Source organism: Enterobacter cloacae complex sp. FDA-CDC-AR_0132 (assembly GCF_003010695.1).
Lineage (GTDB): Bacteria > Pseudomonadota > Gammaproteobacteria > Enterobacterales > Enterobacteriaceae > Enterobacter > Enterobacter ludwigii.
Genome location: NZ_CP027618.1, coordinates 2,268,137 through 2,294,947, shown reverse-complemented (window position 1 = coordinate 2,294,947; position 26,811 = coordinate 2,268,137). Strand labels below are relative to the sequence as shown.

Below are 26,811 nucleotides of genomic sequence, written 5' to 3'. Positions count from 1 at the left end.
GCCTCCTGCAAAATCGAATACGTAATTATAAGTCGTCAAAGACATTTAACGCATCTGCGAGTTTCTTCACGCCAAAGACCTGCATCCCTTCGGGGATTTTTTTCGGCACGTTGGCGGCGGGCACAATGGCGCGGCGAAAGCCGTGCTTCGCCGCCTCGGAGATGCGCTCCTGGCCGCTTGGCACCGGGCGTATCTCCCCGGCCAGACCCACTTCACCAAACACCACCAGGTCCTGCGGCAGCGGTCTGTCACGCAGGCTGGAGACCATTGCCAGCAGCAGCGCCAGATCCGCACTGGTCTCAGTGACTTTGACCCCGCCGACCACGTTGACGAACACGTCCTGATCCGCCATCTGCAGGCCGCCGTGGCGGTGCAGTACGGCCAACAGGATCGCCAGGCGGTTTTGTTCCAGGCCAACGGCCACACGCCGTGGGTTACCCATCATTGAGTGATCCACCAGCGCCTGAATTTCCACGAGCAGCGGACGCGTCCCTTCCCAGAGCACCATCACCGAGCTACCGGAGGTCACTTCATCGCCCCGGCTGAGGAAGATGGCAGACGGGTTGCTGACTTCACGTAGCCCCTGCTCGGTCATGGCAAACACGCCCAACTCGTTCACCGCACCAAAACGGTTTTTGTGGCTGCGCAACGTGCGGAAACGGGAATCGGCATCGCCGTCGAGCATAACGGAGCAGTCGATACAGTGCTCCAGCACTTTCGGCCCCGCCAGGGAACCATCTTTCGTGACGTGGCCGACCATCACAATCGCCACACCGCGCGTTTTGGCAAAGCGCGTGAGATAGGCGGCGGTTTCACGCACCTGCGCCACGCTCCCCGGTGAAGACTGGATATCCGCCATGTGCATCACCTGAATGGAGTCGATAACCATCAGCTTCGGCTGCTCTTCTTCGGCAATCATGCAGATTTGCTCGATGCTGGTTTCCGAAAGCATGTTGAGGTTGCCGGTTGGCAGGCCAAGACGGTGCGCACGCATCGCCACCTGCTGCAGGGACTCTTCACCGGTGACGTACAGGGTTTTCATCTGTTCGGCGAGCTTGCAGAGCGTTTGCAACAGCAGTGTTGATTTACCCGCTCCCGGGTTACCGCCGATCAGGATCGCACTGCCCGGCACCACTCCCCCGCCGAGCACACGGTCAAACTCTTTGAAGCCGGTCGAGAAACGCGGCAGCTCTTCGAGGCTGATATCCGAGAGCTTTTGCACTTTCGCGACACCGGCGTTGCCGGCATAACCGCTCAGGCGTTCATTGCGGGCCACGCTCGGCGAAGCCGCCACACCACGCACTTCGGTGATGGTGTTCCAGGCATGACAGGCGCTACATTGCCCCTGCCAGCGCGGATAATCCGCACCACATTCATTACAGACAAATGCGCGTTTTGGAGCTTTCGCCACGGTTTACCTCGTTATTTCTGATTCACGCTGCCGGAGAGAATGCAGAACACCCCCATCAGGTCAGCATGACGGATGGTGACTTCCGTCTTTTCATTCACTTTAGGCTTGGCATGGTAGGCAATGCCAAGGCCTGCCGCTTTGATCATCGGCAGGTCGTTCGCGCCATCACCGATGGCAACGGTCTGGACGACAGGAATTTCATATTTTTCCGCCAGACGGGTCAGGGTATTGGCTTTGTACTGGGCATCCACGATATCGCCGATCACCTGGCCGGTCAGCTTGCCGTCCATGATTTCCAGCTCATTCGCCACCACGGTGGTCAGGCGCAACGTGTCGCGAAGGTAGTCGGCGAAGAAGGTGAACCCGCCCGAGGCGATAGCCACTTTCCAGCCCAGCGTTTCTAACTTCAGCACCAGCTGCGTCAGCCCCGGCATTAACGGCAGCTCATCACGCACCTGGCGCAGGATGTTCGCGTCGGCCCCTTTCAGGGTCGCCACGCGCTGTCTCAGACTGGCGGTGAAATCCAGCTCGCCGCGCATTGCCCGTTCGGTCACATCGGCCACCAGCTCGCCGCTGCCGGCAAGCCTGGCGATCTCGTCGATGCACTCGATCTGGATGGCGGTGGAATCCATGTCCATCACCAGCAGACCCGGCGTTTTCAGGTGTGGAATTTTGCCGAGAGGCGCCACGTCCAGGCCGGCATCATGCGCCAGGCGGGTCGCGCGCTGCGTCAGGGAACCTGCCAGGCGGATGACCTGATAATCCTCTACGCACCAGGCCGCCACGATGACCATCGCTGCACCCAGTTTGGTTTGATATTGGGTCAGGCGTTGCTTGTCCAGGCCGCGTCCGTACAGCAGCCAGCCGCTACGGCCAGCGTGGTAATCCAGAGGCATCACCTCATCACCACTTAAAGAGAGCGGCAATCCTGGCCATAAAGAGACATCCGTAGGCAGGTCGCACCAGGTAATGTTCGGCATTGAAGCTCCTGTGAATTCGTTCGCGCCGGAAGGTTCCAGAGGGAAAATAACGCATGAGGCTACCTTGTAACCATCACTTCTGGCAACATTAAGCCGTAAATTTTCAGCAGGTGGAATATGGCTCGCGCAAAACTGAAATTCCGACTTCATCGTGCCGTGATTGTCCTGATATGTCTCGCACTCTTGGTCGCGCTGATGCAAGGAGCATCGTGGTTCAGCCAGAATCACCAGCGGCAACGTAACCCGCAGTTTGAGGAACTGGCGCGTACTCTGGCGCGTCAGGTCACGCTCAACATCGCCCCGGCGATGCGCACCGAAACGCCGGACGAGAAGCGCATAGGTCAGATATTACGCCAGTTAACCGAAAACAGCCGCATTCTTGATGCTGGTGTCTACGACGAACAGGGCGACTTGATCGCCCGTGCCGGTGAGCACGTTGACGTCCGTGACAGGCTGGCGCTGGACGGCAAAAAAGCCGGCGGCTATTTCAATCAGCAGATCGTCGAACCCGTGCAGGGGAAAAATGGTCCGCTCGGGTATTTGCGGCTGACGCTCGACACCCACACCCTGCCCACCGAAGCAAAACAGGTGGACAACACCACCAATATTTTGCGCCTGATGCTGCTGCTCTCGTTGGCCATCGGTGTGGTGCTGGCACGCACGCTGCTGCAGGGTAAACGCACCCGCTGGCAGCAATCGCCTTTCCTCCTGACCGCCAGTAAATCGGTGCCCGAAGAGGACGAGGGCGATAAGAAAGAATAGTGATAAAGTAGGCTTACGATTCGGAAAAGGAACTTTGCCATGACGACGTTACGCCTGCTTATCTCTGACTCTCACGATCCCTGGTTCAATCTCGCGGTAGAAGAGTGCATCTTCCGTCAGATGCCAGCCACTCAACGGGTGTTATTTTTATGGCGCAACGCCGATACGGTGGTGATTGGCCGTGCGCAGAATCCCTGGAAAGAGTGTAATACCCGGCGTATGGAAGAGGATAACGTCCGCCTGGCGCGACGCAGCAGCGGCGGCGGCGCGGTATTTCACGACCTCGGCAATACCTGCTTTACCTTTATGGCGGGCAAACCTGAATACGATAAAAGCATTTCCACCGCGATTGTGCTTAACGCCCTGACATCGCTGGGCGTGACTGCCGAAGCGTCAGGCCGCAACGATCTGGTCGTCAAAACCCCCGACGGGGATCGCAAAGTCTCCGGCTCCGCCTACCGTGAAACCCTGGACCGGGGATTCCATCACGGTACATTGTTGCTGAATGCCGACCTCAGCCGTCTTGCGAATTACCTTAATCCCGATAAGAAAAAACTGCAGGCCAAAGGTATCACCTCCGTGCGTGGCCGCGTCGCCAACCTGATCGAATTACTGCCGGGCATCACCCACGAACAGATCTGCGATGCCATCCGCGAAGCGTTTTTCGATCACTACGGTGAGCGGGTCGAAGCCGAAGTGATCTCCCCGGATAACACCCCTGACCTGCCAAACTTTGCGGAAACCTTTGCCCGTCAGAGCAGCTGGGAGTGGAACTTTGGTCAGGCGCCGGCCTTCTCGCACCTGCTGGACGAGCGCTTCACCTGGGGCGGCGTGGAGCTTCATTTTGACGTGGAAAAAGGCCACATTACCCGGGCGCAGGTCTTTACGGACAGCCTGAACCCTGCGCCGCTGGAGGCGCTGGCCAGCCGCTTACAGGGCTGCCTGTATCGGGCCGACACGGTGCAGCTGACATGTGAGGCATTACGTGGCGAGTTCCCCGATCAGGCAATCGAGCTGGGCGAGCTTTCAGCCTGGCTTTCGCAGGCCGTACGCTAAACCATGTCGCCCGGCGTGCTTCGCCGGGCGAGTGATGTAACCTGTTTACGCGATAACGTCTTATTCTTATTTTTTAAGCAGGCTTCAGGGATCCAGCCTGCCCCATCTCATTAAAAAATATTATATTATCGTCGGGAAGGGCATTGAATGCTTCCCGGCCTTACGAAAACCGCTAATAACTTTCAATAATAAATTGAACAATAAAAGCGGAAATATGCCCGTAAAATGCGTGAAAATATTCACACCATCTATGCTTTTATATTTTCATTACTGCCCGTTTAGAAATTCTAAATACACCATTTAGAGCAGCCACAATATACTACCGCCCGTGGTTACACCCATATATAAAACCTATTGATTACATTACTAGTCGACAGCTCTATAATTTCTCTTCGTTAAGGAACAACAATGAAAAAAATTCTTCTTGTCGCGGCCATCGCTGCGGCAACGTCCATGACCGCAGCCCATGCGGCTAACACCGCCGTCATGAAAGTGAAAGGCAAACTGACCAACGCGTCATGTACTCCTACAATGAGCAACGGCGGTGCAGTAGATTATGGCAAAATATCAATGGGCTCACTGAGCGCGACTGAGGATAACCAGCTCGGCCAGCGTGATATCACCATGACAATTACCTGTAATTCTGCGACCAAAGTCGGCTGGACAATGTACGACAACCGCAAAGACAGTCTGGCTGATGGCCATTATATTGAAGTCGATGATTCTGCCGTTGATGGCAGCTCGACATTCAGCCCTCAGTACACAAGCGGTTTAGGTTTTACCAAAGAAGGTCAGAAGATTGGCGGATGGGCAGTGTATACCAACCTGCCATATGTCACGGTAGACGGCGCACCTGCTGATGCGATTACCGCGGGAGGCACTAATCTGACTAAATGGAATAAAAATACGACGGGTCGTCTTGTTCTGGATGACTACGAAACCATGTCCGTCGCCAAACCGGGTGAACTCGTGCCGATGGCCTTTACCGAAGCCGTATTCCCAATGAAAGTCTCCATGGCAATCAGGAATACCAACAGACTGACCATTACCGAAGATACCGAACTGGATGGTCAGGCGACCATTACGCTGAAATACCTCTAATTAAATTATCGCTCAGGCGATAACGTATCTCTGACGGCGAATTTAATTCGCCGTTTTTTATTCCTTTATTCATACTGCATCCATCATATTATTCGCAAGACGTAAATACATACATGATTGTATTTACAGCCCTTAATTAAACTCACAACCGAGTGTAGAATTTCTCATTTCACAAATAACTCTGACCATTAATAGAATTCCCGCGCTTGTGAATCAATACGTTAATTACACGCACATAAGAAAATGTCCACTTTTTGGTTAAGGAATAACAGTGAAAAAACTTCTTCTCGCCACTCTGATTGCCGTGGCTTCGCACGCTGCGCTCGCCGACTCTACCGTTGTGATGAAGGTGAAAGGCAAAATGAATAATGCGTCCTGTACGCCTGAATTAAGCAATGGCGGTTCTATCGATTTTGGCACCATCGCCCTGGATCAACTTTCTCCTACCCAGACGAATCAGATGGGTCAAAAGGACATGTCGTTAACCATTAACTGCCCTTCAGCGACCAAAGTGGCCTGGAGCATCGCGGACAATAAAGAAGATACCAATGCGGCAAATGACCTGACGTCCAGCCAGTTCTACATCCGCGATGCGGCGGATAACGGAGGTGATGCCTGGGGCGCTGGCACCACCTATGGCGTTGGCACCACGGCTGCGGGCGAAAAGATTGGGGCGTATGCCATCGCAACGCGCGTGAATGAAGTTACCGCCAATGGTCTTCCGGCTCAGGCCATTTATGCCCCGGCGTACGTCAACAGCAATGGCGAATACATGTGGCGTAACCTGAGTACCGGTATTATTGCCAACGGTAACGCAGAAATTATGACGGCGACCACCCCAGGCAAATCTTCTCCGCTGGCGATTACCAACGTCGTCTTCCCGTTTAAAGTCTCGATGGCCATTGTGAATACCGATCGCCTGACCACGACCGATGAAGCTCAACTGAGCGGCGAAACCACCATTACGCTGGTTTATCTCTGATACGTTAAGGTCATGTTTTCTTTTCTCCGGCGGGATATCCCGCCGTTTTAAAGCAGAATATAAATCCATTCATATCTGATTGTAATGACTTAATAAAATCTCAATGTGCTCGTTAGAAAATCTAATTATTGCATTCTGTGAATCATTAATAGAATCAGCGGCGCTTGTTATTTAACACGTGTATTCATGCAAGCACTTTGCGGACTAAAAATATCTTTTTTAGTCACTCTCTTTCAGGTTAAGGAATAACAATGAAAAAGCTTCTTCTTGCCACCGTGCTATCCATGGCGGCAACAGCCGTTTGCGCAGAACCGACCGCCATGCTCAAAGTACAGGGCTCACTGACCAGCGCAGGCTGCGTGCCGGAAATCAGCAACGGGGGTCTGGCCAACTTCGGTGAAATCGGTCTGGACTCCCTCTCCTCCAGCGTGCCATATCAGGCAGGCCATAAAGATGTCACCCTGACCATCAAGTGCCAGTCCGCCACACGCGTGGGCTGGACGCTTCACGACGATCGCGCGGATTCCAACGCCGGTGCCAGCCTGCCAGCCAACCAATTCCACGTGGATAACGCTACCGCAAACGGTGGCCAGGCTTCTGGCTCCAGCCAACTGAACGGCGTAGGTAAAACCAGCGCCGGCGAGAACATCGGTGCGTATGCCATTTCTACCTACCTGACCTCCGTTACCGCAGACGGCGCGGCGGTACAGCCTATCGCGGCTACCCTGTATACCGGCGGCACGATCAGCAGCAGAAGCTGGATGAACATGTGGACCAGCGGCATCCTCTCCAACGATGGCACCGACGTCATGACCGTTTCCAAAAGCGGCCAGCGTGCACCTTTAGCCTTCATGAGCGCGGCATTCCCGCTGAAGATTGCGCTGGCCGTAGCCCCAAGCGACAAGCTGACCCTGACCGACAAAACCGAGCTTGAAGGCCAGTCAACGATCACCCTGGTTTACCTCTAATCCAGCCCCCTGACGCAAAACTCTCCAGTTACATGGGGAGTTTTTTTCCTGACCAGCGAATGAAACCCACTATGTCTACGATCCACACATCAACACGTTTGATCTGCTCACTGTGCCTCGCCCTTCCGGCTTCGCTTTTTGCCGCCGGAATGGTGCCTGAAACCACCCTGCTGCTGATTGACGAAGCGAACCACGGCGGCGTCATGAGCGTGAAAAACACCGACAGCATTCCCACCCTGCTTTACACCTCCATCCGGGATATCGGGGGCGACCAGGGGGTAAAACTCAACGTCACCCAACCGGTAGTGCGCCTTGAGCCAGGCCAGGAGCAACAGGTTCGCTTTATTCTTGAAACCGACAAACCGCTTAGCGTTGAACAGTACAAACGCGTGGTGTTCGAAGGTATTCCGCCCAAAAGCACGGATAAAAACGTGAAGGTCGGGATCAACCTGCGTCAGGATTTACCGGTCCTGATCCATCCCAAAGATCTGCCGGTGGTCACCGACGCCTGGAAATTACTGACCTGGTCAGTCACCGGGAAAGAGGTCAAGGTGCAGAATCCGTCCGCCTACGTGGTCCGTTTCTCCACCTCTGTCACCTTACTGCCTTCGCATACGGAAGGCCTGGTCAACAAGACGTTTATCCTGCCGGGAGAGACCATGACGGTGCAGACCGACACCCCGGTTAACGGCACCGATAACGCCATTGAGTTCAATCCGGCCAGCCGCTACGGGATTGAAGTTGAGAGCTTTACCGCTTCCCTGACGCGCCAGTAAGACAGGGATGTTTTGGTGATTGAGTTCTCTTTGCGTAATCAGACGCTTCGCGCCGCCATACTGGGGGCTTTGACATTGCCCGCCCAGTCGGTATCGGCGGCCGGTATGGATTTTAATACCGATATTCTGGCGACCCGCGGTATCAGCACCAACCTCGCCCACTACTTCTCCCAGGCCCAGCGATACCTGCCGGGGCCGCATGCCGTGCAGGTAAAAATTAACGGCGTCGATAAAGGCACGCTTGCGATCCGCGTGGGAGAGGAAGGGCAACTGTGTCTGGATGATGACTTTACCCGTGCGGCAGGTCTTCTCCCGCTGAATATCGATGCAAAAGAGCCCTGCCATAATCTTCTGCAAGATTACCCGACGGCCACCGTCACGCTGCTACCCAACGCGGAGTCGCTTGAGATTTATGTTCCCGCAGAGGCGATGGACAATGGTTTCTATGCCGCGAAATACTACGCGCACGGCGGTGCGGCGGGTCTTATCAATTACAGTGCGTTCAGCAACTACAACGAGTACGGCAGCGGCGGAAACAGTACCTTTTCCCAGGGCAATATTGGCGCCGGTCTCAACGTGGCGAACTGGACACTGCGCAGCAACTTTATCCTGACCGACGATAACGGAACCCGCAGCACAGAGAATCTCTATACCTACGCGGAACACGTCTTCGAAGAACGGAAGCTTCGCATTCAGGCGGGGCAGATTAACGTCAACTCGGCGCTGTTCAGTGGCGCACAAATTAATGGCGTTCAGTTCCTGCCGGAAACGGGCCTGCAACCGAATATTCCGGCGACGACTATTTCCGGCATCGCCCGCACCAACCAGGCGCGCGTTGACGTTCGTCAGTCCGGGCAGGTTATCTACTCTTCGCTGGTGAATGCCGGTCCGTTTACTCTGACCGATGTCCCGGTGGTGCGTGGCAACGTGGATTTGGACATCAGCGTGGTCGAAACCGACGGTTCCACCACGACGTTTACGGTTCCTTCCTCCTCACTGAACGTGAGCGGGATGACGCGCACCGAAGGGCTCAGCGTCTCGTTGGGTAAAGTTCGCGATACCGGGGATGAACAGGGGTCGCCCTGGGTATTTAATTTTTCTGACGGAACCCGGTTTACGCCCCAGCTCACCGGCGTCACGGCGGGCGTGCTGGCAGAGCAGTATCAGGCCCTCGGGGCGATGCTGGAATGGTCGCCAGCCGAGTACTGGCTCCTTTCTCCCAGCGTTCAGATGAGCCGCGCGCAGTTCTACGGTCAACAAAATGGCCGCAAGATAGAATTGCAAAGTCACCTTTCCCTGCCCGAGCAGCTCACGCTTGGGGTCAGCGCATCAACCTACAGCACCGGCTACCGGGAGTTAAACGAGGCGATGGACGCTGAATCCCAACGCTATCAAAGCGCCTGGAATACCAGCCTCAACTGGAACAATGCATGGGTTGGCTCGCTTTCATTCCAGTACAGCGAGAATGCCGGCGATGAAGAGAGCAGTAGCTCCCGCTACCTGATGGTCTCCTGGGGCAAGAGTCTGGGGCACACGTCGCTCTCAGTGAACTGGCAGCACGCCCTCAGCAGCAGTGAGACGGAGAAGGGCGGCACAAGTGATGGCGACCTGCTCTATCTTAATCTGGTCATTCCGTTTGGCACTGAGCGCATCAGTACCTATATGCGCAGCCAGGGTGAAAAACAAAACCTCGGTATTCAGGACAGCGGATCGTGGGGTCAAAACACCAATTACAACCTCTCGGTCGATCGCGACAATCAGGACAAGACCCAGTCGTTTAACGGCAATGTCAGCACCAACCTGCACTATGCACAGCTGGGCATGGCCGCAGGGCTGAACGACGGGAATCAGCATAATTACAGCACCTCCCTCAGCGGCGGCATCGCCCTGCATGGTCATGGCATTACGTTTGCACCCTACCCGATTAAAGACACCTTTGGCATTGCGCGATTAAGCGAGCCGGAAAGCGGTATTCAAATCACCACGCCCGATGGAACCGTCTGGACCGATGCGTGGGGACAAGCCGTGGTGCCGGGTCTGCGCGAGTGGCAAACCTCTCAGATTGTCATTGATGCCAGCTCCCTGCCACAGGGAATGGATTTATCAAACGGGATACAGACCGTTTCCGCAGCTTACGGCTCATTCGCGCAGGTGGATTTCCACGTGCTGAACACGCGTCGTCTAATGCTGACCGTGAAACGCCCTGACGGGTCATGGCTCGCCAGAGGGCTTAGCGTGGTGGATAAAGACAGCCGTTATATCGTCAGCGTAATGGATAACGGCAGCGTGTTTATTCCCGACGCCACGGATGCGCCCGCCCTGTATGTGGTGGACGACAACATGGCAAAAATTTGCCATATCACGTATTCGCTCAGCGAAGACAAAAATACCGAGTCCTATTACGAAAAAGCAGAAGGAATGTGCCAGTGAAAACCTGTTATTCCCTTTTATTCGCGGCGTTTGCCAGCATGATTTTGCTCTTCTCCGCACGCGCGTCCAGTGAAGAGTGTCAGGTTACGTTTTCGCAGCCTGTTGTCTCGTTTGGAAAACTCAAACCGTCGGATATCGCCGCCTCGCAGAAGAACTGGAACCGAATGCCGGCCAAAGAAATTACGGCCAACGTCTTCTGCCCGGAGCCGAGAGTGATGGCGCTGTTTCTGCAGTCCACTGCGGGCGTCAATGGAGGGGTTCTCTTTGGTCAGGACGGGCGACTGGCCATTATTGCCGACAATATGGTGGTTGACGGGCATGCCTGCACGCTGGCGAAAACGACGGACCGTATCGGTTTTACGCCCTCCTCCAGTCCGACGCAACGCGCGTTTATCAAAAATAATGAAGGTCTCGTTGCCCGGCAAAATGCCGTGCCGGTGCGGGGTAAACACATGAGCTTCACCCTTAAGATTGTTCCCGTCATTAATAACAGCCAGCTTCGTCATGTTGCTGACAATACCCTTCTTGAGAGCAATATGGCCTGGGAATTATTAACACAGGAATAACCCCATTCACGCGTCAGGTACCTGCCTGCGTGAAGCGTAGAAAAGCACTACCGTTACAAATACTGACGGGTTAATACCCCGCAATGTCATGCTTTTTATTTATGTTAAGGATTAACAATGAAAAAATGTTTACTCGTTGTCGCGCTGGCCCTGGCGGCCACATCCGCACACGCGGGCGATACCGCCGTGCTGAAAGTCAAAGCCTCGCTTGCCGGTGCCTCGTGTGTACCGGAGCTGAGCAATAATGGCGTGATCGATTTTGGCAGGATTCAGATTGGCGATTTGTCGCAAACCCAGGCTACGCAGCTGGGCGAAAAAGGGGTGATGCTGACGATCAACTGCCCTACGCCAACAAAGGTGGGCTGGAGCATTGCGGATAACCGTACCGATTCCAACGCCAGCACGGGCAGCAGCAGTAACCTGAAGGTGAAAAACGCCAATGCTAACGGCGGTGAACTTCGCGGTGCGATGAGCACCTTTGGGCTGGGCAAAACGCACGATGGTAAAAACATCGGCGCGTACTCCATTTACACCACGCCAGGCGATGTGACGGCGAACGGCAATAACGCTGAGCCTATCCGTACGGCCGTGACCGCGGGAGCGGGCGTGAGCCGCTGGCAGAAAGCCAACGGTGGTACCATCGCCAATAAGGATTTGGGTCTGATGAGCGTTGCACCGGCGGGCAAAAACGACCCGATGGCGGTCACCAGCGTCTCTTTCCCGCTGAACGTGTCGCTGGCGGTCGAGAATCTGAAGAATCTGTCTTTAACAGAAGATACGGAGTTTGACGGTCAGGCGACCATCAGCGTGGTGTATTTGTAACCGGGAAGAGCATGCCGGGCAGCGAACGCCGCCCGGCAGTACAACATTACTCTTTGTCGCCCAGCAGAACGGATTCCAGCGCGATTTTGATCATGTCGTTGAAGGTGGTCTGACGCTCAGCAGCGGTCGTCTGCTCGTGCGTACGGATATGGTCAGACACGGTGCAGATGGTCAGTGCTTTCGCGCCAAACTCAGCCGCGACACCGTAGATCCCTGCAGCTTCCATTTCCACACCCAGGATGCCGTACTTTTCCATCACGTCGAACATCTCGCCGCCGTCTGGTGCATAGAACAGGTCAGCTGAGAACAGGTTACCCACGCGTGCGTCTACGCCCAGCGCTTTTGCGGCGTCAACCGCGTTACGCACCATGCCGAAGTCAGCGATGGCGGCAAAGTCATGGTCTTTGAAACGCATACGGTTAACTTTAGAGTCCGTGCACGCGCCCATGCCGATAACCACATCACGCAGCTTAACGTCCATACGTACTGCACCGCAGGAGCCTACGCGAATGATTTTCTTCACGCCGAAATCGGTGATCAGCTCTTTGGTGTAGATGGAGCAGGATGGGATACCCATACCGTGACCCATCACGGAGATTTTGCGGCCTTTGTACGTACCGGTGAAGCCCAGCATGCCGCGAACGTTGTTCACTTCACGCACGTCTTCGAGGAAAGTTTCTGCAATGTGCTTCGCGCGCAGTGGGTCGCCCGGCATCAATACGACGTCAGCGAAATCACCCATTTCGGCATTAATGTGAGGAGTTGCCATCTTCAGTTCCTTTTATCGTGTTTTTGCCGGGTGGCGGCGGCGCCTGCCCGGCCTGCATGGTGTTCTCCCTCTCCCGGAGAGAGAGGGGATACGCCCGGATGTGTTTAGAACATGGCCTTGCCATATTCCATGTCGGACGTACCAAAGTATTTCGCAATAGTCTGACCGATATCGGCGAAGGTTTCACGGTGGCCCAGCGAGCCAGGTTTCACTTTCGGGCCGTACACCAGCACAGGAATGTGCTCGCGCGTGTGGTCGGTACCGGCCCAGGTTGGGTCGCAGCCGTGGTCGGCGGTCAGGATCAGAATGTCATCTTCACCCACCAGCTCCATCAGCTCCGGCAGACGGCGGTCAAACAGTTCCAGTCCCGCGGCATAACCGGCCACGTCACGACGGTGGCCCCAGGAGGAGTCGAAGTCCACGAAGTTGGTGAAGACGATAGTCTTGTCACCCGCTTCTTTCATCTCTTTGATGGTGGCGTCAAACAGCGCATCCAGACCGGTGGCTTTCACTTTTTTGGTGATACCGCAGTTGGCATAGATGTCTGCAATTTTCCCCACGGACACCACGTGGCCGCCTTTCTCGTCAACCAGCTTCTGCAGTACAGTCGGTGCCGGTGGCTCAACGGCCAGGTCATGACGGTTACCGGTACGCTGGAAGTTACCCGCTTTATCACCGATAAACGGACGTGCAATCACGCGACCGATGTTATAGCCGCCTTCGGTCAGCTCTTCACGTGCGATTTCGCACAGCTCGTAAAGCTTATCCAGGCCAAAGGTCTCTTCGTGGCAGGCAATCTGGAACACGGAGTCGGCAGAGGTGTAGAAAATCGGCTTGCCGGTTTTCATGTGCTCTTCACCGAGTTCGTCCAGAATCACGGTACCGGAAGAGTGACAGTTACCGAGGTAGCCCGGCAGATTGGCACGCTTAACCAGCTTGTCCAGCAGCTCCTGCGGGAAGCTGTTCTCGTGATCGGAGAAGTAACCCCAGTCGAAGAGAACCGGCACGCCGGCGATTTCCCAGTGGCCAGACGGAGTATCTTTACCGGAAGAGAGCTCGTGCGCCCAGGCGTACGCGCCTACCACTTCCGCATTGCCGTCCATACCGGCTGCAATTTTACCGGTAGAGCCTTCATGGGCTTTCACCAGACCCAGACGGGTCAGGTTTGGCAGAGTCAGAGGGCCTTTACGACCATTGTCCGCTTCGCCTTTCGCACAGGCTTCAGCGATGTGACCCATGGTATCGGAACCCACGTCACCAAAACGTTCTGCATCTTCGGTTGCGCCGATGCCGAATGAGTCCAGCACCATAATAAATGCACGTTTCATAATTGTTCTCCGTACGTAGTGCTTCAAAAATTATCGATCAGATCAGTATACCGCTATTCGGTGATACGGCGATAGACAGTCGGTGTGCTTTGCGGTGCTTTATCATCAAGCGTAATGGCCGCTTTCACCGCCTTCGCCGCTTCCTGCCAGCTGGCTTCATCTTTGGCGTGGATCATGGCCAGCGGACGTTGACCATCAACGCTGTCACCCAGACGCGCCATATCGGTAAAGCCGACGCTGTAATCAATGGTGTCCGAGGCCTGACGACGACCGCCGCCCATCGACACGACCGCCATGCCGAGCGCGCGCGTATCCATCGCCGAGACAAAGCCTTCGGTATCGGCGTAGACCGCTTTGCTGAGCGTCGCCGTTGGCAGGTATTTCGCGTAGTGTTCCACGAAGTCGGTCGGGCCTTTCTGCGCCGCTACCATGCGGCCGAAGATCTCTGCCGCTTTGCCGTTATCCAGCACCGCCTGAAGTTTGGCGCGTGCGTCGGCATCATCGCTGGCGAGCTTGCCGGAGATCAGCATCTCCACGCACAGGGCCATGGTGACATCAAGCAGACGCGGGTTCCGGTATTCACCGGTGAGGAACTGCACGGCTTCACGCACTTCCACGGCGTTGCCTGCGCTGGACGCCAGCACCTGGTTCATGTCCGTCAGCAGGGCGGTAGTACGCACGCCCGCTCCGTTGGAGACGCCCACAATGGCTTCTGCCAGCGCCGCGGAAAGTTCATAGGTCGGCATAAAGGCGCCGCTGCCCACTTTCACATCCATGACCAGCGCATCCAGGCCTTCTGCCAGTTTCTTGGCGAGGATAGAGGCGGTAATCAGGGGAATAGAGTCGACGGTCGCGGTGATATCGCGGGTCGCGTAGAAGCGCTTGTCTGCAGGAGCAAGAGAGCTGGTCTGGCCGATAATCGCCACACCAACGTCTTTAATAATGTCGCGGAAGCGATGGTCATCCGGGAAGATATCGAAGCCCGGGATGGCTTCCAGTTTGTCGAGCGTACCGCCGGTATGTCCCAGGCCACGCCCGGAGATCATGGGGATATAACCACCACAGGCCGCCACCATTGGGCCCAGCATCAGCGACGTCACATCACCAACACCGCCGGTTGAGTGTTTATCCACAATCGGGCCGTTGAGGTTCAGGCTTTTCCAGTCCAGAACGGTTCCTGAATCTCGCATCGCCATGGTCAGCGATACACGCTCAGGCATCGACATATCGTGGAAGAAAATGGTCATCGCCAGAGCAGCAATCTGCCCTTCAGAGATGGTGTTATCACGAATGCCATTGATAAAGAAGCGGATCTCTTCGTCGCTTAATGCATGACCATCACGTTTTTTACGAATAATTTCTTGTGCGAGAAACACGGTAACCCCCGAGAAAACAGGTTAAATGCGGCGGATGGCCCGCCGCAGGATAAAAATCAGTAGCTGCTTGCGCTCTTACCGTCGCCGTGACCCAGCGCTTTCAGCAGGCTCGCCAGCAGGCTGGATGCACCAAAGCGATAGTGACGGGAATCCGCCCACGCCGGGCCAAACAGTTCATCGGCAATCGCCAGGAACTGCTGCGCATCTTCAGCCGTGCGCACGCCGCCCGCAGGTTTGAAGCCTACGGTTTTTTCCACGCCCATATCACGGATCACTTCCATCATGATGCGCGCGCTTTCCGGCGTTGCGTTCACCGGCACTTTACCGGTAGAGGTTTTGATGAAATCCGCACCCGCGTTGATGGAGATTTCAGACGCTTTACGGATCAGCGCTTCTTCTTTCAGCTCACCGGTTTCGATGATCACTTTCAGCAGCACGTTTGCCGCAGCACAAGCGTCTTTACACGCTTTCACCAGGTCAAAACCAACCTGCTCGTTACCGGCGATCAGCGCACGGTACGGGAATACCACGTCCACTTCGTCAGCACCGTACGCGATGGCCGCGCGGGTTTCAGCCAGCGCAATCTCGATGTCGTCATTGCCGTGCGGGAAGTTAGTCACGGTTGCAATGCGTACATCCGGCGTGCCCTGCTCTTTCAGCGTCTTACGGGCAATGGGGATAAAGCGCGGGTAGATACAGACGGCTGCAGTGTTCCCGACGGGCGTTTTCGCCTGATGGCACAGGGCGATGACTTTCTCATTGGTGTCGTCATCATTCAGGGTGGTCAGGTCCATCAGTTTCAACGCGCGCAGGCTGCTTGCAGTTAAATCGGTCATAACATTCTCCAACGGCATCGCCGTATAAATTTCACCTTGCGGTCTGTGACTATTCTAACATCCAGCCGCACTTACACTTCGACATTCATCACAGTTAATGAAAACTGCGTACAAATTTGCATTACTGTAATGAGATGAACTTCAAATTTTACTGCTGTCGCTGCTGATTAAAGCAGCGATACCCGGTGTGGGATCAAAAGTCCCCCCGGGATGACTTCCTACAATTCGGTCATCATCCGCAGAACCATAAAGGAAGCGAATATGTCCCACGCCAGCCCTCACGCACTGCAACAACGTTGCCAGCAAATTGTGACAAGCCCGGTATTGACCCCCGAGCAAAAACGTCATTTTCTGGCGCTGGAGGCGGAGAACCATCTTCCCTACCCCGCGCTGCCTCAGGCCGCTCGCACCGCGCTGGAAGAGGGATTTATCTGCGACATGTTCGAAGGCCATGCGCCTTATAAACCGCGCTATGTTCTGCCTGATTACGCCAGATTCCTCGCCAACGGCTCAGCATGGCTGGAACTGGAAGGGGCAAAGGATCTGGATGACGCGCTCTCACTGCTGACCATCCTGTACCACCATGTTCCTTCTGTCACATCGATGCCGGTCTTCCTCGGTCATCTTGATGCATTACTGCAACCGTATGTTAGGATTCTAACACAAGAAGAAATCGATAGCCGAATAAAACGTTTCTGGCGCTATCTCGACAGAACGCTTCCGGATGCGTTTATGCATGCCAATATTGGTCCGGCGGACACGCCCGTTACCCGCGCGATTTTACGCGCTGATGCAGAGCTGAAGCAGGTCGCACCGAATCTGACCTTTATTTATGATCCCGATATCACGCCAGATTCGCTGCTGCTCAGGGTGGCCGAAAACCTCTGTGAATGCAGCAAACCCCATATTTCTAACGGCCCGGTAAATGATAAAATTTTCACAAAAGGCCGTTATGGCATCGTGAGTTGTTACAACTCCCTGCCGCTGGCAGGCGGTGGCAGCACGCTGGTGCGCCTGAACCTGAAGGCCATTGCCGAACATAGCGACTCGCCCGAAGACTTTTTTACCCGTACGTTGCCCCACTACTGCCAGCAGCAACTGGCCGTCATCAATGCCCGCTGCGAGTTCCTGTATCAAAAATCCGGCTTCTTTGAGAATAGCTTCCTCGTCAAAGAGGGGCTGATTGATCCCGACCGCTTTGTGCCGATGTTCGGCATGTACGGCCTGGCCGAAGCGGTGAACGTGCTGTGTGAGAAAGCGGGTTCACCGGGCCGTTACGGTAAAGACGACCAGGCCAACGCGCTGGGGTATCGGATCAGCGAACAGCTCGCGGCGTTTGTTGAAAACACGCCGGTGAAATACGGCTGGAAACAGCGTGCGATGCTGCATGCCCAGTCCGGAATAAGCTCTGATATCGGTACGACGCCGGGCGCGCGGTTGCCTTACGGGGAGGAGCCAGACCCGATTAGCCACCTGCTGAGCGTGGCGCCACACCACAAGCACTATCACGCCGGGATTAGCGACATCCTGACGCTGGACGAGACGGTCAAACGCAACCCGCAGGCTGTGGTGCAACTGTGTCTGGGTGCGTTCAATGCCGGAATGCGGGAGTTCACCGCCAACGTGGCCGGTAACGATCTGGTACGCGTGACCGGATATATGGTGCGGTTGTCCGACCTGGAGAAATACCGTGAAGCAGGGTCACGCACTAACACCACCTGGCTTGGAGAAGAAGCCGCCCGACACACCCGCATCCTGGAGCGCCAGCCACGCGTGATAAGCCATGAACAGCAGATGCGCTTTAGTTAGTCAGGTGATCCCCTTCTCCTGCGTGGACGGGCCGGGCAGCCGCCTGGCTCTGTTTCTCCAGGGCTGCAACCTGCGCTGCAAAACCTGCCACAATCCGTGGACCATCGGACGCTGCAACGACTGTGGCGACTGCGTACCCCACTGCCCGCACGATGCGCTGAACATACAGGCCGGGCGAGTCTGGTGGCAGGAGAGTCAGTGTCAGCAGTGTGATACCTGCCTGCAGTTGTGCCAGCAGCAGGCAACGCCAATGGCACACCGTTTTAGCGTCGACGAGATCCTCATTCAGCTCTCTAAATCCGCACCCTTTATTGAAGGCATTACCGTGAGCGGCGGTGAAGCGACAACGCAGCTACCGTTCCTGGTGGCGCTCTTCACGGCGATCAAAACCGATCCCGCCCTGCAACACCTGACGTGTCTGGTGGACAGCAACGGTCTGTTAGGGGAAACCGGCTGGCAAAAACTGCTGCCGGTATTCGACGGGGCAATGGTGGATTTGAAGGCATGGGGGAACGAACACCATCGCTTCCTGACCGGACGCGAAAATCCGCAGATTAAGCACAGTATCCGCTGGCTGGCACACCACCAGCGGCTGGCGGAACTGCGGTTACTGGTGATCCCGGAGCAGTGTGATTATCTGGAGCATCTCAAAGCGCTGACGGCGTTTATCCACACATTGGGCAATGTCCCGGTACGCATTAACGCCTTTCATGCTCACGGCGTTTACGGTGAAGCGGCGTCCTGGCGCAGCGCCACGCCGGAAGATATTGAGCCGCTGGCGCAGGCGCTGGAACAACAGCAGATCGTGGTGATCCGACCAGCGCTTTATCTATAACGTAATACCAAATACCGCGCGGGTATTCTCCAGCAGGGCACGCGCAATCACCTCTTCCGGCTCCTCGCGCAGCTCACAAAGCGTGTCAAAGACCCGAGCGGCCTGCTCCGGGCGATTTGGCTGCCCCTGAAAACCGTTGAGCGGCATATCCGGTGCGTCGGTTTCCAGTAATAATGCTTCGAGCGGCAGCTGCGCCATCACATCGCGGGTTTTACTGGCGCGTGGATAGGTGATGGTACCCCCGACGCCAATTTTATAGCCCAGCGCAATAAAGCGCTGCGCCTGCTGCAGGCTCCCTGAAAAGCCGTGCACAACGCCCCTTCGCGGAAGATCGATACGCTTCAGATGCATTGCCAGTTTGTCATGGGTTCGGCGGGAGTGAAGGATCACCGGCAGATCGTGGCGCTTCGCCAGCCGCAGCTGCGCATCAAGGATCGTCTGCTGGCGCGCAAACTGCGGATCGTCGCGATAGAGATCGAGGCCGATCTCACCGATGGCGACAAGTTTGTCGCCAGCCGTCTGCACAATGGCGTCCAGCGCGTCGATATGCTCATCAAGATGGTGTTCAATCACAATGGGATGCAGGCCGAGCGCGGCGTACAGCGCCTGGTGCCGCCTTGAAAGATCCAGTACCCGCTCAAAATATGCCGCTTCAACCGCCGGCACAATTATCGCCTCTACGCCGGCATGTGCAGCTCGCGTGATGCTTTGCTCTTCATCCCCCGTAAACGGTGGAAAATCAAAATGACAGTGGGTATCGATAAACCGGTACGTCACGCCAGATCCTCATTATCTAACAATGCGTCATTCGCCTGCGGAGCATCCACCAGTGGCATCGCCAGCGCATCATTCGCCACCACTGCCGGTGGGGTAATAATGGCTTTATGACGATGTATAGGCGGTTGTTCAGCCAGCAGTTTGCCTATTGTCGCCAGGAAGTAACGCCCGCACAGGCGCCCCGTTTTGTAATCGGTACGCAGCGCAGGAACGCGGCTGCCCAGCGCCATGCTGACCAGCGGTTTAGGCGGGTAAATTTCAAATATACGCAGCTTACCCGGCGGTTTTTCAATAAAGCGCTGCATGGCGCCGTAGGTCGTTTCATGCTGCTTCGCGATATTGACCAGATGTTGCAGGCTGCTGTCACCTAACCAGCGCTCCATGCGTTTAAACCATTGCGGGGTATAGTACATTTGCGACGGGACGGTGCGGATCACCACAATGGTGTTTGCCCCGCGTCGCGCAGCTTCCTGTACCGGCACCGCGTCACTGATGCCGCCGTCCAGATAGCTGATGCCGTCCAGCAGCGCACCGGAACGATAGAAACCAGGAATGGCGCTGGAGGCGCGAATGATATCCAGCCAGTTCTCTTTTTGAGGAGAGAAATAGCCCGGCGTGTAGTCATCACCACGGCTGGCGCACATCCAGAACTCTTTTCCGCTGTCGAACAGGCGCGCCGCCGTATCCATTGCCAGCGGCATCTGGCTTGAGGTCGAATCCAGCAGCCAGTCGAGGTCAATCAGGTTCCCGCCGCGCACAAAGCGCACCGGGTTGAAAAATTCTTTCGCCGTGGTGTAGCGCATGATCACTTTTCGCGCGTAGCCGGGCTGGTTACAGACATAAGCAGAGAGGTTTTGCGCCCCGGCAGAGGTCCCGAAGTACAGGTCAAACGGGTTGAATTGCGCGCGCATAAACTCGTCCAGCACACCGGCCGTAAAAATGCCGCGCTGTCCGCCACCTTCACACACCAGCGCAAGCGGGCCTGCGCGAAACGGCTTTAACGCCAGCGGCGCAATATTGCCGAGCGTAACGGGAATTCGTTGCCCCACCTCTGCTTTCCTGTTTTCATTTTTCTGTTATGACACAGTAGCGCACCCGACCAGCGACTGAAACAAGAAAAAGCCAGTCACGAGGACTGGCTTTTTTTTGTTGAAGGAATATTGCGTTTGCTACGGACGTCGACGACCCGTAAACAGGCTGACCAGGAACAGAATAATACCCACGACGAAGACAATTTTTGCTGCCCATGCCGCTGTACCTGCCAGACCACCAAAGCCCAATGCGGCGGCAATTAACGCGATAACCAGAAATATAATGCCCCAACGAAACATAAGCTTCTCCTTTACCATAGTTAATGTCGGCCGCTAAATGTGAGCGCGCTCAGGTCACTCACCGGCGATTTTCCAGAGTCATTTTTATTTCGCCCGCTGACGTTAGCCAGACGGGCGAATGGTGCAGATTTACTTCGTTTTCAGATCGTTTTTAACGCTTTTAACACCATCGATCGCTTTCGCGATGGACTCGGCGCGCTCACTTTGCGCCTGAGAATCGACCGTACCGGAAAGCTGAACCACGCCATCGGTGGTTTCCACTTTCACTTTACGAGATGGCACGATGTCATCTGCTAAAAGTTTAGCTTTGATTTCGCTGGTGGTGGCTGCATCTCCGGCATACCCTTTCACCGACGCGTTTTTGCTGTCCCGAACGTGCAGTTTGTCGCTCACGGACGCTACACCTTCAACACCCTTCGCCACTTTTACCGCCTGTTCGGCCTGGGCCTGGCTTTCTACAAAACCACTCAGGGTGACAACTTTCTTGTCAGTTTTAACGGAAATATCGGTGCTCTTGATAGCTTCATCATCCACCAGTGCGGCTTTCACTTTTGCTGTGATTGAGCTGTCATCCATGAAATTACCGACTTTATTCATAGAGCTATCGATTTTTTGCCCTGCGGTATCGGCGGTGGACTGCGCTTTATCCATAGTGCTGGTTTCAGCCAGAGCAGAACCACTTACCAGGATGCTACCCAGTGTCACAGCCAGCAGAGTTTTAGAAATCTTCAGTCTTGTCATATTCATCGATGTATTCCTGTGTATACCCGTCATTCGGGCGACATACTTCCCTAATTGCTAGTTTTATATATTGCGAATGAACACACGGGCAAAATGGAGAACCCAAAGTCATGCATTGAACAGTTAATTCATCCACGCCCGGTGTTAAACACTGAGTTAAATATAGATCACTCTCACAGTGCCGCTTTCAGATTTGGGTAAAAAACGAACAAAAGACGCGAAATAATGTTGAATTAAGAACATTCCGCAAGAGATTAATAAGACAGGAAATAAAGAAGAGCACGGCGATTGCCGTGCTCTGAGAGGGGATCAGTGTTCGCGCGTTTTGCGGAACTGGACATCAGGATAACGTTCCTGAGTCAGGTTCAGGTTGACCATGGTTGGGGCGATATACGTCAGGTTATCACCGCCATCCAGCGCCAGCTGCACTTCGTTCTTACGTTTAAATTCTTCAAATTTCTTCACGTCAGAACACTCTACCCAGCGCGCGGTCGCCACGTTAACCGATTCATAGATCGCTTCCACGTTGTACTCGCTCTTCAGACGCGCAACGACCACGTCGAACTGCAGCACACCGACAGCGCCTACGATCAGATCGTTGTTAGCGATTGGGCGGAACACCTGGACAGCGCCCTCTTCGGAAAGCTGAACCAGCCCTTTCAGCAGCTGTTTCTGCTTCAGCGGATCGCGCAGGCGAATACGACGGAACAGTTCCGGTGCGAAGTTCGGAATACCGGTGAATTTCATCATTTCACCCTGGGTGAAGGTATCGCCGATCTGAATCGTACCGTGGTTGTGCAGACCGATGATGTCGCCCGGATAGGCCTCTTCAACGTGCGAACGGTCGCCCGCCATAAAGGTCAGCGCGTCGGAGATCACCACATCTTTACCGATACGTACCTGACGCAGCTTCATGCCCTTTTCATACTTACCGGACACCACGCGCATAAAGGCGACGCGGTCACGGTGTTTCGGGTCCATGTTGGCCTGAATTTTAAAGACGAAACCGGTGAACTTCTCTTCTTTCGCTTCCACTTCACGGGTGTCAGTTTTACGTGACATCGGTTGTGGCGCCCACTCCACCAGGCCATCAAGCATATGGTCAACGCCGAAGTTACCCAGCGCGGTACCAAAGAAGACCGGGGTGATTTCACCGCTCAGGAACAGCTCTCTGTCGAATTCGTGAGATGCACCTTGAACCAGCTCCAGCTCGTCACGCAGCTGCGCGGCCAGCTCTTCACCCACAGCCGCATCCAGCTCCGGGTTATCCAGACCTTTTACGATACGGACTTCCTGAATGGTATGGCCTTTGCCGGTCTGGTAAAGATAGGTTTCGTCTTTATAAAGGTGATAGACACCCTTGAACAGCTTGCCGCAGCCAATGGGCCAGGTGATAGGCGCACAGGCAATTTTCAGCTCGTTTTCCACTTCATCCATCAGCTCCATCGGGTCGCGGATGTCACGGTCGAGTTTGTTCATAAAGGTGAGGATCGGCGTATCGCGCAGACGGGTAACTTCCATCAGCTTACGGGTACGATCTTCTACCCCTTTTGCGGCGTCGATGACCATCAGACAGCAGTCCACCGCCGTCAGCGTACGGTAGGTATCTTCCGAGAAGTCTTCGTGCCCTGGGGTATCCAGCAGGTTGACCAGGCAATCATGATACGGGAACTGCATCACGGAGGTGGTAATGGAAATACCACGCTGCTTTTCCATCTCCATCCAGTCAGATTTTGCATGCTGGTTGGAACCACGGCCTTTTACGGTACCCGCAGTCTGAATCGCCTGTCCGAACAGTAACACCTTCTCGGTGATGGTCGTTTTACCGGCATCCGGGTGAGAGATAATGGCAAAAGTACGGCGCCTGGCCACCTCTTGCAGATAAGGAGACAACGTCATAATAAAATCTTCTATATAAGCGCGGCGTCAGGCCGCGCATCATGGGATACGAAAAATGCGGCTATTTTACCCATCAATGGGGGGCAGGCAATCATTGTTTACACAGGAGCTGCTCCAGTTCGTTCAATGACGTGACGGTCCAGGTCGGCTGGATACCTTCTGGCAACGTGCGACCGTGTGCATTCAGCCAGACGGTCGACAGGCCGGCGTTCATCCCGCCACGAATATCCGACTCCGCGGTGTCCCCGACCATCAGCACTCGTTCACGATCGGGATTGCCCGCTTGTTCCAGCGCATAATCAAAAATACGCGGATCCGGCTTAGGTACGCCCACCTCTTCAGAGATCACCAGCGCGTCAAAATGATCGCGCAGGCCCGTACGCTCAAGGCGGATCTGCTGCAGGGCGGTAAACCCGTTGGTAATAATGCCCAGCTTCGCCTTGCCCTTCAGGGCGTCCAGCAGGGAAACCGCGCCCGGCAACGGCGCGCAGATATCCGCCATGGCATTAAGGAAGGCATCGTTAAGCGCACCCGGGCTGACGTTTAACCGCTCGGCCCAGACATCAAAGCGCTGGTGCTGCAGCTGTAACGCGGTGATGGCACCGTTCTGGTAATCCACCCACAGCGGTTTGTTTACCGCCTGATAGTCCTGAAAGTCTTCAGCGGTGAAGGTAACGCTATAATCGAGAAACATCCGCTGTAGGCCGCCAAACGAGTCAAACGTAAACAGCGTTTCGTCGGCATCAAAGAAAATCCAGTCCCATTTCATCGTTACAACCTTATTTTAGTTATCCAAGCGGCAGAGCCATTATGATGGCGTCTTCACGTCCCTCTGCGGTGGGGTAGTAGTTACGGCGGATAGTCGCCTCGTTAAAGCCTAAGCTTTCATAGAGTGCGATGGCGGCGACATTCGACGCGCGCACCTCCAGCCACAGGGTGAAAACGTCACGGGTTTCGAGCTCGCGAATGAGATGCTCAAGCAGTTCTCTTCCCAGCCCCCGGCGCTGATACGCGGGATCAACCGCGATATTAAACAGCGTCGCTTCGTCCAGAACGACCTGCGTGATGGCAAAAGCGGCCATCGTGCCGTCGACGTCCAGACGGTAATTCAGATACCGCTCGCCCTGATTGCTGGCGAGGGTTTTTTCGCTCCATGGAAAAGCATGGGCGCGCGTTTCAATCGCGTACGCCGCGGTCAGATCAGGCGTCGTGAGGGAAGAAATCGTGTTCATATTCGCAGATTTGTTGCCATAGCGCGCTGCGCGCTTTTGGGTTGGCTTTCAGTTCGTCCAGCGCTGGCGAGCAGATCTGGCTCCCTTCCAGGGAGACCTCATCGATGTCTCCCATACGCCAGCTGTTGCAGCGGCTGTCGGATGGCAGCATGGTGACCCTGTCTGGCGTAAGCTGTAAAACCTGTTCAGTGGTCAGCTTCAGGCTACGAAGGACATCACCAATAAGGGGTTCATTCAGGGCAGGCAGTTCCTCCGCCACCATCACCAGCCGGACGTGCGCAGGGATGGAGATGGCGATTTCGCCCTTCAACGCCGTCGGGCGACGCAAGGCCCACTGGGTGATGCCCAGTTGCTGCAACTGCCAGTCTCGTCGGGATGTCATAGGGAAAACTCCTGTCTCTCAGGCGCGCAAATATAGCAAATGTGTCGAAACTGCGCCATCTACCTACTATAATCCCCGCCTGAGTTAATTGAGGAACAATTCATGTCTGCATTTACCCCGGCAAGTGAAGTCTTGCTGCGTCACAGTGATGATTTCGAAGAAAGCCGTATTCTGTTTGCCGGAGATATGCAGGATGACCTGCCCGCACGTTTCGACTGTGCTGAAAGCCGTGCCCACACCCAATACTACCACCACTGGCAGGTACTGAGCCGCCAGATGGACGACCGCGCGCGCTTTAGCCTGGTCGCTGAACAGAGCGACATCGCCGACTGCGACACGCTCATCTACTACTGGCCGAAGAACAAGCCAGAAGCCCAGTTCCAGCTGATGAACCTGCTTTCTCTGCTGCCCGTTGGCTGCGATATTTTCGTGGTCGGTGAGAACCGCAGCGGCGTTCGTAGCGCAGAACAGATGCTGGAAGGCTATGCGCAGCTGAATAAAATCGACAGCGCCCGTCGCTGTGGCCTGTATCACGGCCGTCTGGAAAAACAGGCGACCTTTGATGCTGAGAAATTCTGGGATGAATATCAGCTTGACGGTCTGACCATTAAAACTCTGCCAGGCGTCTTCAGCCGCGACGGTCTGGACGTGGGCAGCCAGCTGCTGCTCTCCACCCTGACGCCGCATACGAAAGGCAAAGTGCTGGATGTCGGCTGTGGCGCGGGTGTACTGGCGACCGTACTGGCGAGCCATTCGCCAAAAGTGCGCTTAACCCTGTGCGATGTGAGCGCCCCGGCGGTTGAAGCAAGCCGCGCAACGCTTGCTGCAAACGGCCTGGAAGGCGACGTGTTTGCCAGCAACGTCTTCTCTGATGTGAATGGCCGTTTCGACATGATCATCTCCAACCCGCCGTTCCACGATGGTATGGAAACCAGCCTTGAAGCGGCGCAAACGCTGATCCGTGGTGCAGTACGTCATCTGAACAGCGGGGGTGAACTGCGTATTGTGGCTAACGCCTTCTTGCCGTACCCGAAAGTGCTGGATGAAACCTTTGGCTTCCATGAAGTCATCGCCCAGACGGGTCGCTTTAAGGTTTACCGCACCGTGATGACGCGTCAGGCTAAGAAGTAATCCCCTTATCTGGCAGGCCGGATAGGCGTAACCGCTATCCGGCAAAACCGGGCGCTACCATCGGCCATTTTTGCAGCAATCAAAACAGCGTGCGCATTTTTCTGTTGACGTAAAGCTGAAAACATCTAGAATGCGCCTCCGTGGTTACGATACTTTTACAGTGTCGATGGTATGCGAAGGTGGCGGAATTGGTAGACGCGCTAGCTTCAGGTGTTAGTGTCCTTACGGACGTGGGGGTTCAAGTCCCCCCCCTCGCACCATAAATCACGTTGATATTGCTCGCACTGGGCGAAGGTGGCGGAATTGGTAGACGCGCTAGCTTCAGGTGTTAGTGTTCTTACGGACGTGGGGGTTCAAGTCCCCCCCCTCGCACCAACGAGGCGATATCAAAAAAAGTAAGATGACTGTGCGAAGGTGGCGGAATTGGTAGACGCGCTAGCTTCAGGTGTTAGTGTCCTTACGGACGTGGGGGTTCAAGTCCCCCCCCTCGCACCAATTATCTTACATCCTT

26 protein-coding genes and 3 tRNA genes are annotated in these 26,811 nt (G+C 55.2%); 15 read left to right on the top strand and 14 right to left on the bottom strand.

The features are described from left to right. Window positions 1-25: 25 nt before the first annotated feature. Together radA and serB are read right to left on the bottom strand one after the other, a co-directional pair. Window positions 26-1,411 carry a DNA repair protein RadA gene (radA, locus tag AM379_RS11150; protein ID WP_014168542.1) on the bottom strand — a complete coding sequence of 462 codons (1,386 nt, stop codon included), beginning with the start codon at window positions 1,409-1,411 and terminating at the stop codon, window positions 26-28. An 11-nt stretch (window positions 1,412-1,422) separates the two neighbouring features. Beyond that, entirely contained in the window at window positions 1,423-2,391 is a 969-nt protein-coding gene (gene serB / locus AM379_RS11145; protein WP_020885272.1) for a phosphoserine phosphatase, read from the bottom strand. A gap of 117 nt (window positions 2,392-2,508) precedes the next feature. On the opposite strand from serB, the gene AM379_RS11140 reads away from it, so the two are divergent. The 9 genes from AM379_RS11140 to AM379_RS11100 all read left to right on the top strand — a co-directional run bounded on the left by AM379_RS11140 (window position 2,509) and on the right by AM379_RS11100 (window position 11,854). Further along, complete coding sequence (locus AM379_RS11140) at window positions 2,509-3,153, top strand: YtjB family periplasmic protein (protein WP_020885273.1); 645 nt, start codon at window positions 2,509-2,511, stop codon at window positions 3,151-3,153. A 39-nt stretch (window positions 3,154-3,192) separates the two neighbouring features. After that, window positions 3,193-4,209, top strand: a complete 1,017-nt coding sequence (lplA, locus tag AM379_RS11135) for a lipoate--protein ligase LplA (RefSeq protein ID WP_106503715.1) — start codon at window positions 3,193-3,195, stop codon at window positions 4,207-4,209. 408 nt (window positions 4,210-4,617) lie between these two features. After that, the gene (locus tag AM379_RS11130; protein ID WP_068795229.1) at window positions 4,618-5,310 is read left to right on the top strand and encodes a DUF1120 domain-containing protein; all 693 of its coding nucleotides are present in this window, start codon (window positions 4,618-4,620) and stop codon (window positions 5,308-5,310) included. A 271-nt stretch (window positions 5,311-5,581) separates the two neighbouring features. After that, the gene (locus AM379_RS11125; protein WP_014168535.1) at window positions 5,582-6,292 is read left to right on the top strand and encodes a DUF1120 domain-containing protein; all 711 of its coding nucleotides are present in this window, start codon (window positions 5,582-5,584) and stop codon (window positions 6,290-6,292) included. Between the two features lie 251 nt (window positions 6,293-6,543). Next, complete coding sequence (locus AM379_RS11120; RefSeq protein WP_014168534.1) at window positions 6,544-7,260, top strand: DUF1120 domain-containing protein; 717 nt, start codon at window positions 6,544-6,546, stop codon at window positions 7,258-7,260. 71 nt (window positions 7,261-7,331) lie between these two features. Further along, a complete protein-coding gene (locus AM379_RS11115) occupies window positions 7,332-8,036 on the top strand; it encodes a fimbria/pilus chaperone family protein (protein WP_044867940.1) in 705 nt (234 codons plus the stop codon). Between the two features lie 15 nt (window positions 8,037-8,051). Beyond that, a complete protein-coding gene (locus AM379_RS11110) occupies window positions 8,052-10,466 on the top strand; it encodes a fimbrial biogenesis usher protein (protein WP_106503714.1) in 2,415 nt (804 codons plus the stop codon). Next, window positions 10,463-11,032 carry a hypothetical protein gene (locus AM379_RS11105; protein ID WP_223398459.1) on the top strand — a complete coding sequence of 190 codons (570 nt, stop codon included), beginning with the start codon at window positions 10,463-10,465 and terminating at the stop codon, window positions 11,030-11,032. The genes AM379_RS11110 and AM379_RS11105 overlap by 4 nt, the downstream gene beginning before the upstream one ends. 117 nt (window positions 11,033-11,149) lie before the next feature. Next, on the top strand, window positions 11,150-11,854 hold the full coding sequence (locus AM379_RS11100; RefSeq protein WP_068795231.1) for a DUF1120 domain-containing protein: 705 nt from the start codon (window positions 11,150-11,152) through the stop codon (window positions 11,852-11,854). Window positions 11,855-11,900: 46 nt separating this feature from the next. On the opposite strand, the gene deoD is transcribed toward AM379_RS11100, so the two are convergent. The 4 genes from deoD to deoC all read right to left on the bottom strand — a co-directional run bounded on the left by deoD (window position 11,901) and on the right by deoC (window position 16,163). Next, on the bottom strand, window positions 11,901-12,623 hold the full coding sequence (gene deoD / locus AM379_RS11095) for a purine-nucleoside phosphorylase (protein ID WP_013095492.1): 723 nt from the start codon (window positions 12,621-12,623) through the stop codon (window positions 11,901-11,903). 104 nt (window positions 12,624-12,727) lie between these two features. Further along, on the bottom strand, window positions 12,728-13,951 hold the full coding sequence (deoB, locus tag AM379_RS11090) for a phosphopentomutase (protein ID WP_106503713.1): 1,224 nt from the start codon (window positions 13,949-13,951) through the stop codon (window positions 12,728-12,730). A 53-nt stretch (window positions 13,952-14,004) separates the two neighbouring features. Next, window positions 14,005-15,327 (bottom strand): thymidine phosphorylase, encoded by a 1,323-nt coding sequence (deoA, locus tag AM379_RS11085; protein WP_106503712.1) that lies wholly within the window; start codon window positions 15,325-15,327, stop codon window positions 14,005-14,007. Window positions 15,328-15,383: 56 nt separating this feature from the next. Beyond that, the gene (gene deoC, locus AM379_RS11080; RefSeq protein ID WP_020885282.1) at window positions 15,384-16,163 is read right to left on the bottom strand and encodes a deoxyribose-phosphate aldolase; all 780 of its coding nucleotides are present in this window, start codon (window positions 16,161-16,163) and stop codon (window positions 15,384-15,386) included. A gap of 261 nt (window positions 16,164-16,424) precedes the next feature. Between deoC and AM379_RS11075 the strand changes: the two genes are divergently transcribed. Both AM379_RS11075 and AM379_RS11070 read left to right on the top strand, forming a co-directional pair. Beyond that, on the top strand, window positions 16,425-17,972 hold the full coding sequence (locus AM379_RS11075; protein ID WP_106503711.1) for a YjjI family glycine radical enzyme: 1,548 nt from the start codon (window positions 16,425-16,427) through the stop codon (window positions 17,970-17,972). Then, on the top strand, window positions 17,947-18,807 hold the full coding sequence (locus AM379_RS11070) for a YjjW family glycine radical enzyme activase (protein ID WP_106503710.1): 861 nt from the start codon (window positions 17,947-17,949) through the stop codon (window positions 18,805-18,807). Before AM379_RS11075 ends, AM379_RS11070 begins: the two co-directional genes overlap by 26 nt. On the opposite strand, the gene AM379_RS11065 is transcribed toward AM379_RS11070, so the two are convergent. The 8 genes from AM379_RS11065 to AM379_RS11030 all read right to left on the bottom strand — a co-directional run bounded on the left by AM379_RS11065 (window position 18,802) and on the right by AM379_RS11030 (window position 25,169). Beyond that, window positions 18,802-19,584, bottom strand: coding sequence for a TatD family hydrolase (locus tag AM379_RS11065; protein WP_106503709.1), 783 nt, complete (start codon window positions 19,582-19,584; stop codon window positions 18,802-18,804). The genes AM379_RS11070 and AM379_RS11065 overlap by 6 nt on opposite strands. After that, a complete protein-coding gene (locus AM379_RS11060) occupies window positions 19,581-20,633 on the bottom strand; it encodes a patatin-like phospholipase family protein (protein WP_020885286.1) in 1,053 nt (350 codons plus the stop codon). Before AM379_RS11060 ends, AM379_RS11065 begins: the two co-directional genes overlap by 4 nt. A gap of 120 nt (window positions 20,634-20,753) precedes the next feature. Next, window positions 20,754-20,915, bottom strand: coding sequence for a DUF1328 domain-containing protein (locus AM379_RS11055; RefSeq protein WP_003856556.1), 162 nt, complete (start codon window positions 20,913-20,915; stop codon window positions 20,754-20,756). 129 nt (window positions 20,916-21,044) lie between these two features. Then, window positions 21,045-21,662 carry a molecular chaperone OsmY gene (gene osmY, locus AM379_RS11050; protein ID WP_020885287.1) on the bottom strand — a complete coding sequence of 206 codons (618 nt, stop codon included), beginning with the start codon at window positions 21,660-21,662 and terminating at the stop codon, window positions 21,045-21,047. A gap of 303 nt (window positions 21,663-21,965) precedes the next feature. Next, entirely contained in the window at window positions 21,966-23,555 is a 1,590-nt protein-coding gene (gene prfC, locus AM379_RS11045; protein WP_014168520.1) for a peptide chain release factor 3, read from the bottom strand. A gap of 91 nt (window positions 23,556-23,646) precedes the next feature. Then, on the bottom strand, window positions 23,647-24,324 hold the full coding sequence (yjjG, locus tag AM379_RS11040) for a pyrimidine 5'-nucleotidase (RefSeq protein WP_014168519.1): 678 nt from the start codon (window positions 24,322-24,324) through the stop codon (window positions 23,647-23,649). A gap of 19 nt (window positions 24,325-24,343) precedes the next feature. After that, window positions 24,344-24,787: a ribosomal protein S18-alanine N-acetyltransferase gene (gene rimI / locus AM379_RS11035; RefSeq protein ID WP_020885288.1), complete on the bottom strand. Its 444-nt coding sequence runs from the start codon at window positions 24,785-24,787 to the stop codon at window positions 24,344-24,346. After that, window positions 24,756-25,169 carry a DNA polymerase III subunit psi gene (locus AM379_RS11030; RefSeq protein WP_106503708.1) on the bottom strand — a complete coding sequence of 138 codons (414 nt, stop codon included), beginning with the start codon at window positions 25,167-25,169 and terminating at the stop codon, window positions 24,756-24,758. The genes rimI and AM379_RS11030 overlap by 32 nt, the downstream gene beginning before the upstream one ends. 102 nt (window positions 25,170-25,271) lie before the next feature. On the opposite strand from AM379_RS11030, the gene rsmC reads away from it, so the two are divergent. The 4 genes from rsmC to AM379_RS11010 all read left to right on the top strand — a co-directional run bounded on the left by rsmC (window position 25,272) and on the right by AM379_RS11010 (window position 26,795). Next, complete coding sequence (rsmC, locus tag AM379_RS11025) at window positions 25,272-26,300, top strand: 16S rRNA (guanine(1207)-N(2))-methyltransferase RsmC (protein ID WP_014168516.1); 1,029 nt, start codon at window positions 25,272-25,274, stop codon at window positions 26,298-26,300. 173 nt (window positions 26,301-26,473) lie between these two features. Continuing rightward, window positions 26,474-26,560: transfer RNA gene (locus AM379_RS11020), tRNA-Leu, on the top strand. 28 nt (window positions 26,561-26,588) lie between these two features. Then, window positions 26,589-26,675, top strand: a tRNA-Leu gene (locus tag AM379_RS11015). 33 nt (window positions 26,676-26,708) lie between these two features. Next, window positions 26,709-26,795: transfer RNA gene (locus tag AM379_RS11010), tRNA-Leu, on the top strand. Window positions 26,796-26,811: the final 16 nt, after the last annotated feature.

Bases quoted from the DNA above. Each gene is read 5' to 3' on its own strand.
- serB (WP_020885272.1), bottom strand. From the start codon at position 2,391: ATGCCGAACATTACCTGGTGCGACCTGCCTACGGATGTCTCTTTATGG.
- AM379_RS11140 (WP_020885273.1), top strand. From the start codon at position 2,509: ATGGCTCGCGCAAAACTGAAATTCCGACTTCATCGTGCCGTGATTGTC.
- lplA (WP_106503715.1), top strand. From the start codon at position 3,193: ATGACGACGTTACGCCTGCTTATCTCTGACTCTCACGATCCCTGGTTC.
- AM379_RS11130 (WP_068795229.1), top strand. From the start codon at position 4,618: ATGAAAAAAATTCTTCTTGTCGCGGCCATCGCTGCGGCAACGTCCATG.
- AM379_RS11120 (WP_014168534.1), top strand. From the start codon at position 6,544: ATGAAAAAGCTTCTTCTTGCCACCGTGCTATCCATGGCGGCAACAGCC.
- AM379_RS11115 (WP_044867940.1), top strand. From the start codon at position 7,332: ATGTCTACGATCCACACATCAACACGTTTGATCTGCTCACTGTGCCTC.
- AM379_RS11100 (WP_068795231.1), top strand. From the start codon at position 11,150: ATGAAAAAATGTTTACTCGTTGTCGCGCTGGCCCTGGCGGCCACATCC.
- deoD (WP_013095492.1), bottom strand. From the start codon at position 12,623: ATGGCAACTCCTCACATTAATGCCGAAATGGGTGATTTCGCTGACGTC.
- deoB (WP_106503713.1), bottom strand. From the start codon at position 13,951: ATGAAACGTGCATTTATTATGGTGCTGGACTCATTCGGCATCGGCGCA.
- deoC (WP_020885282.1), bottom strand. From the start codon at position 16,163: ATGACCGATTTAACTGCAAGCAGCCTGCGCGCGTTGAAACTGATGGAC.
- AM379_RS11075 (WP_106503711.1), top strand. From the start codon at position 16,425: ATGTCCCACGCCAGCCCTCACGCACTGCAACAACGTTGCCAGCAAATT.
- AM379_RS11070 (WP_106503710.1), top strand. From the start codon at position 17,947: ATGAACAGCAGATGCGCTTTAGTTAGTCAGGTGATCCCCTTCTCCTGC.
- AM379_RS11055 (WP_003856556.1), bottom strand. From the start codon at position 20,915: ATGTTTCGTTGGGGCATTATATTTCTGGTTATCGCGTTAATTGCCGCC.
- osmY (WP_020885287.1), bottom strand. From the start codon at position 21,662: ATGAATATGACAAGACTGAAGATTTCTAAAACTCTGCTGGCTGTGACA.
- prfC (WP_014168520.1), bottom strand. From the start codon at position 23,555: ATGACGTTGTCTCCTTATCTGCAAGAGGTGGCCAGGCGCCGTACTTTT.
- yjjG (WP_014168519.1), bottom strand. From the start codon at position 24,324: ATGAAATGGGACTGGATTTTCTTTGATGCCGACGAAACGCTGTTTACG.
- rimI (WP_020885288.1), bottom strand. From the start codon at position 24,787: ATGAACACGATTTCTTCCCTCACGACGCCTGATCTGACCGCGGCGTAC.
- AM379_RS11030 (WP_106503708.1), bottom strand. From the start codon at position 25,169: ATGACATCCCGACGAGACTGGCAGTTGCAGCAACTGGGCATCACCCAG.
- rsmC (WP_014168516.1), top strand. From the start codon at position 25,272: ATGTCTGCATTTACCCCGGCAAGTGAAGTCTTGCTGCGTCACAGTGAT.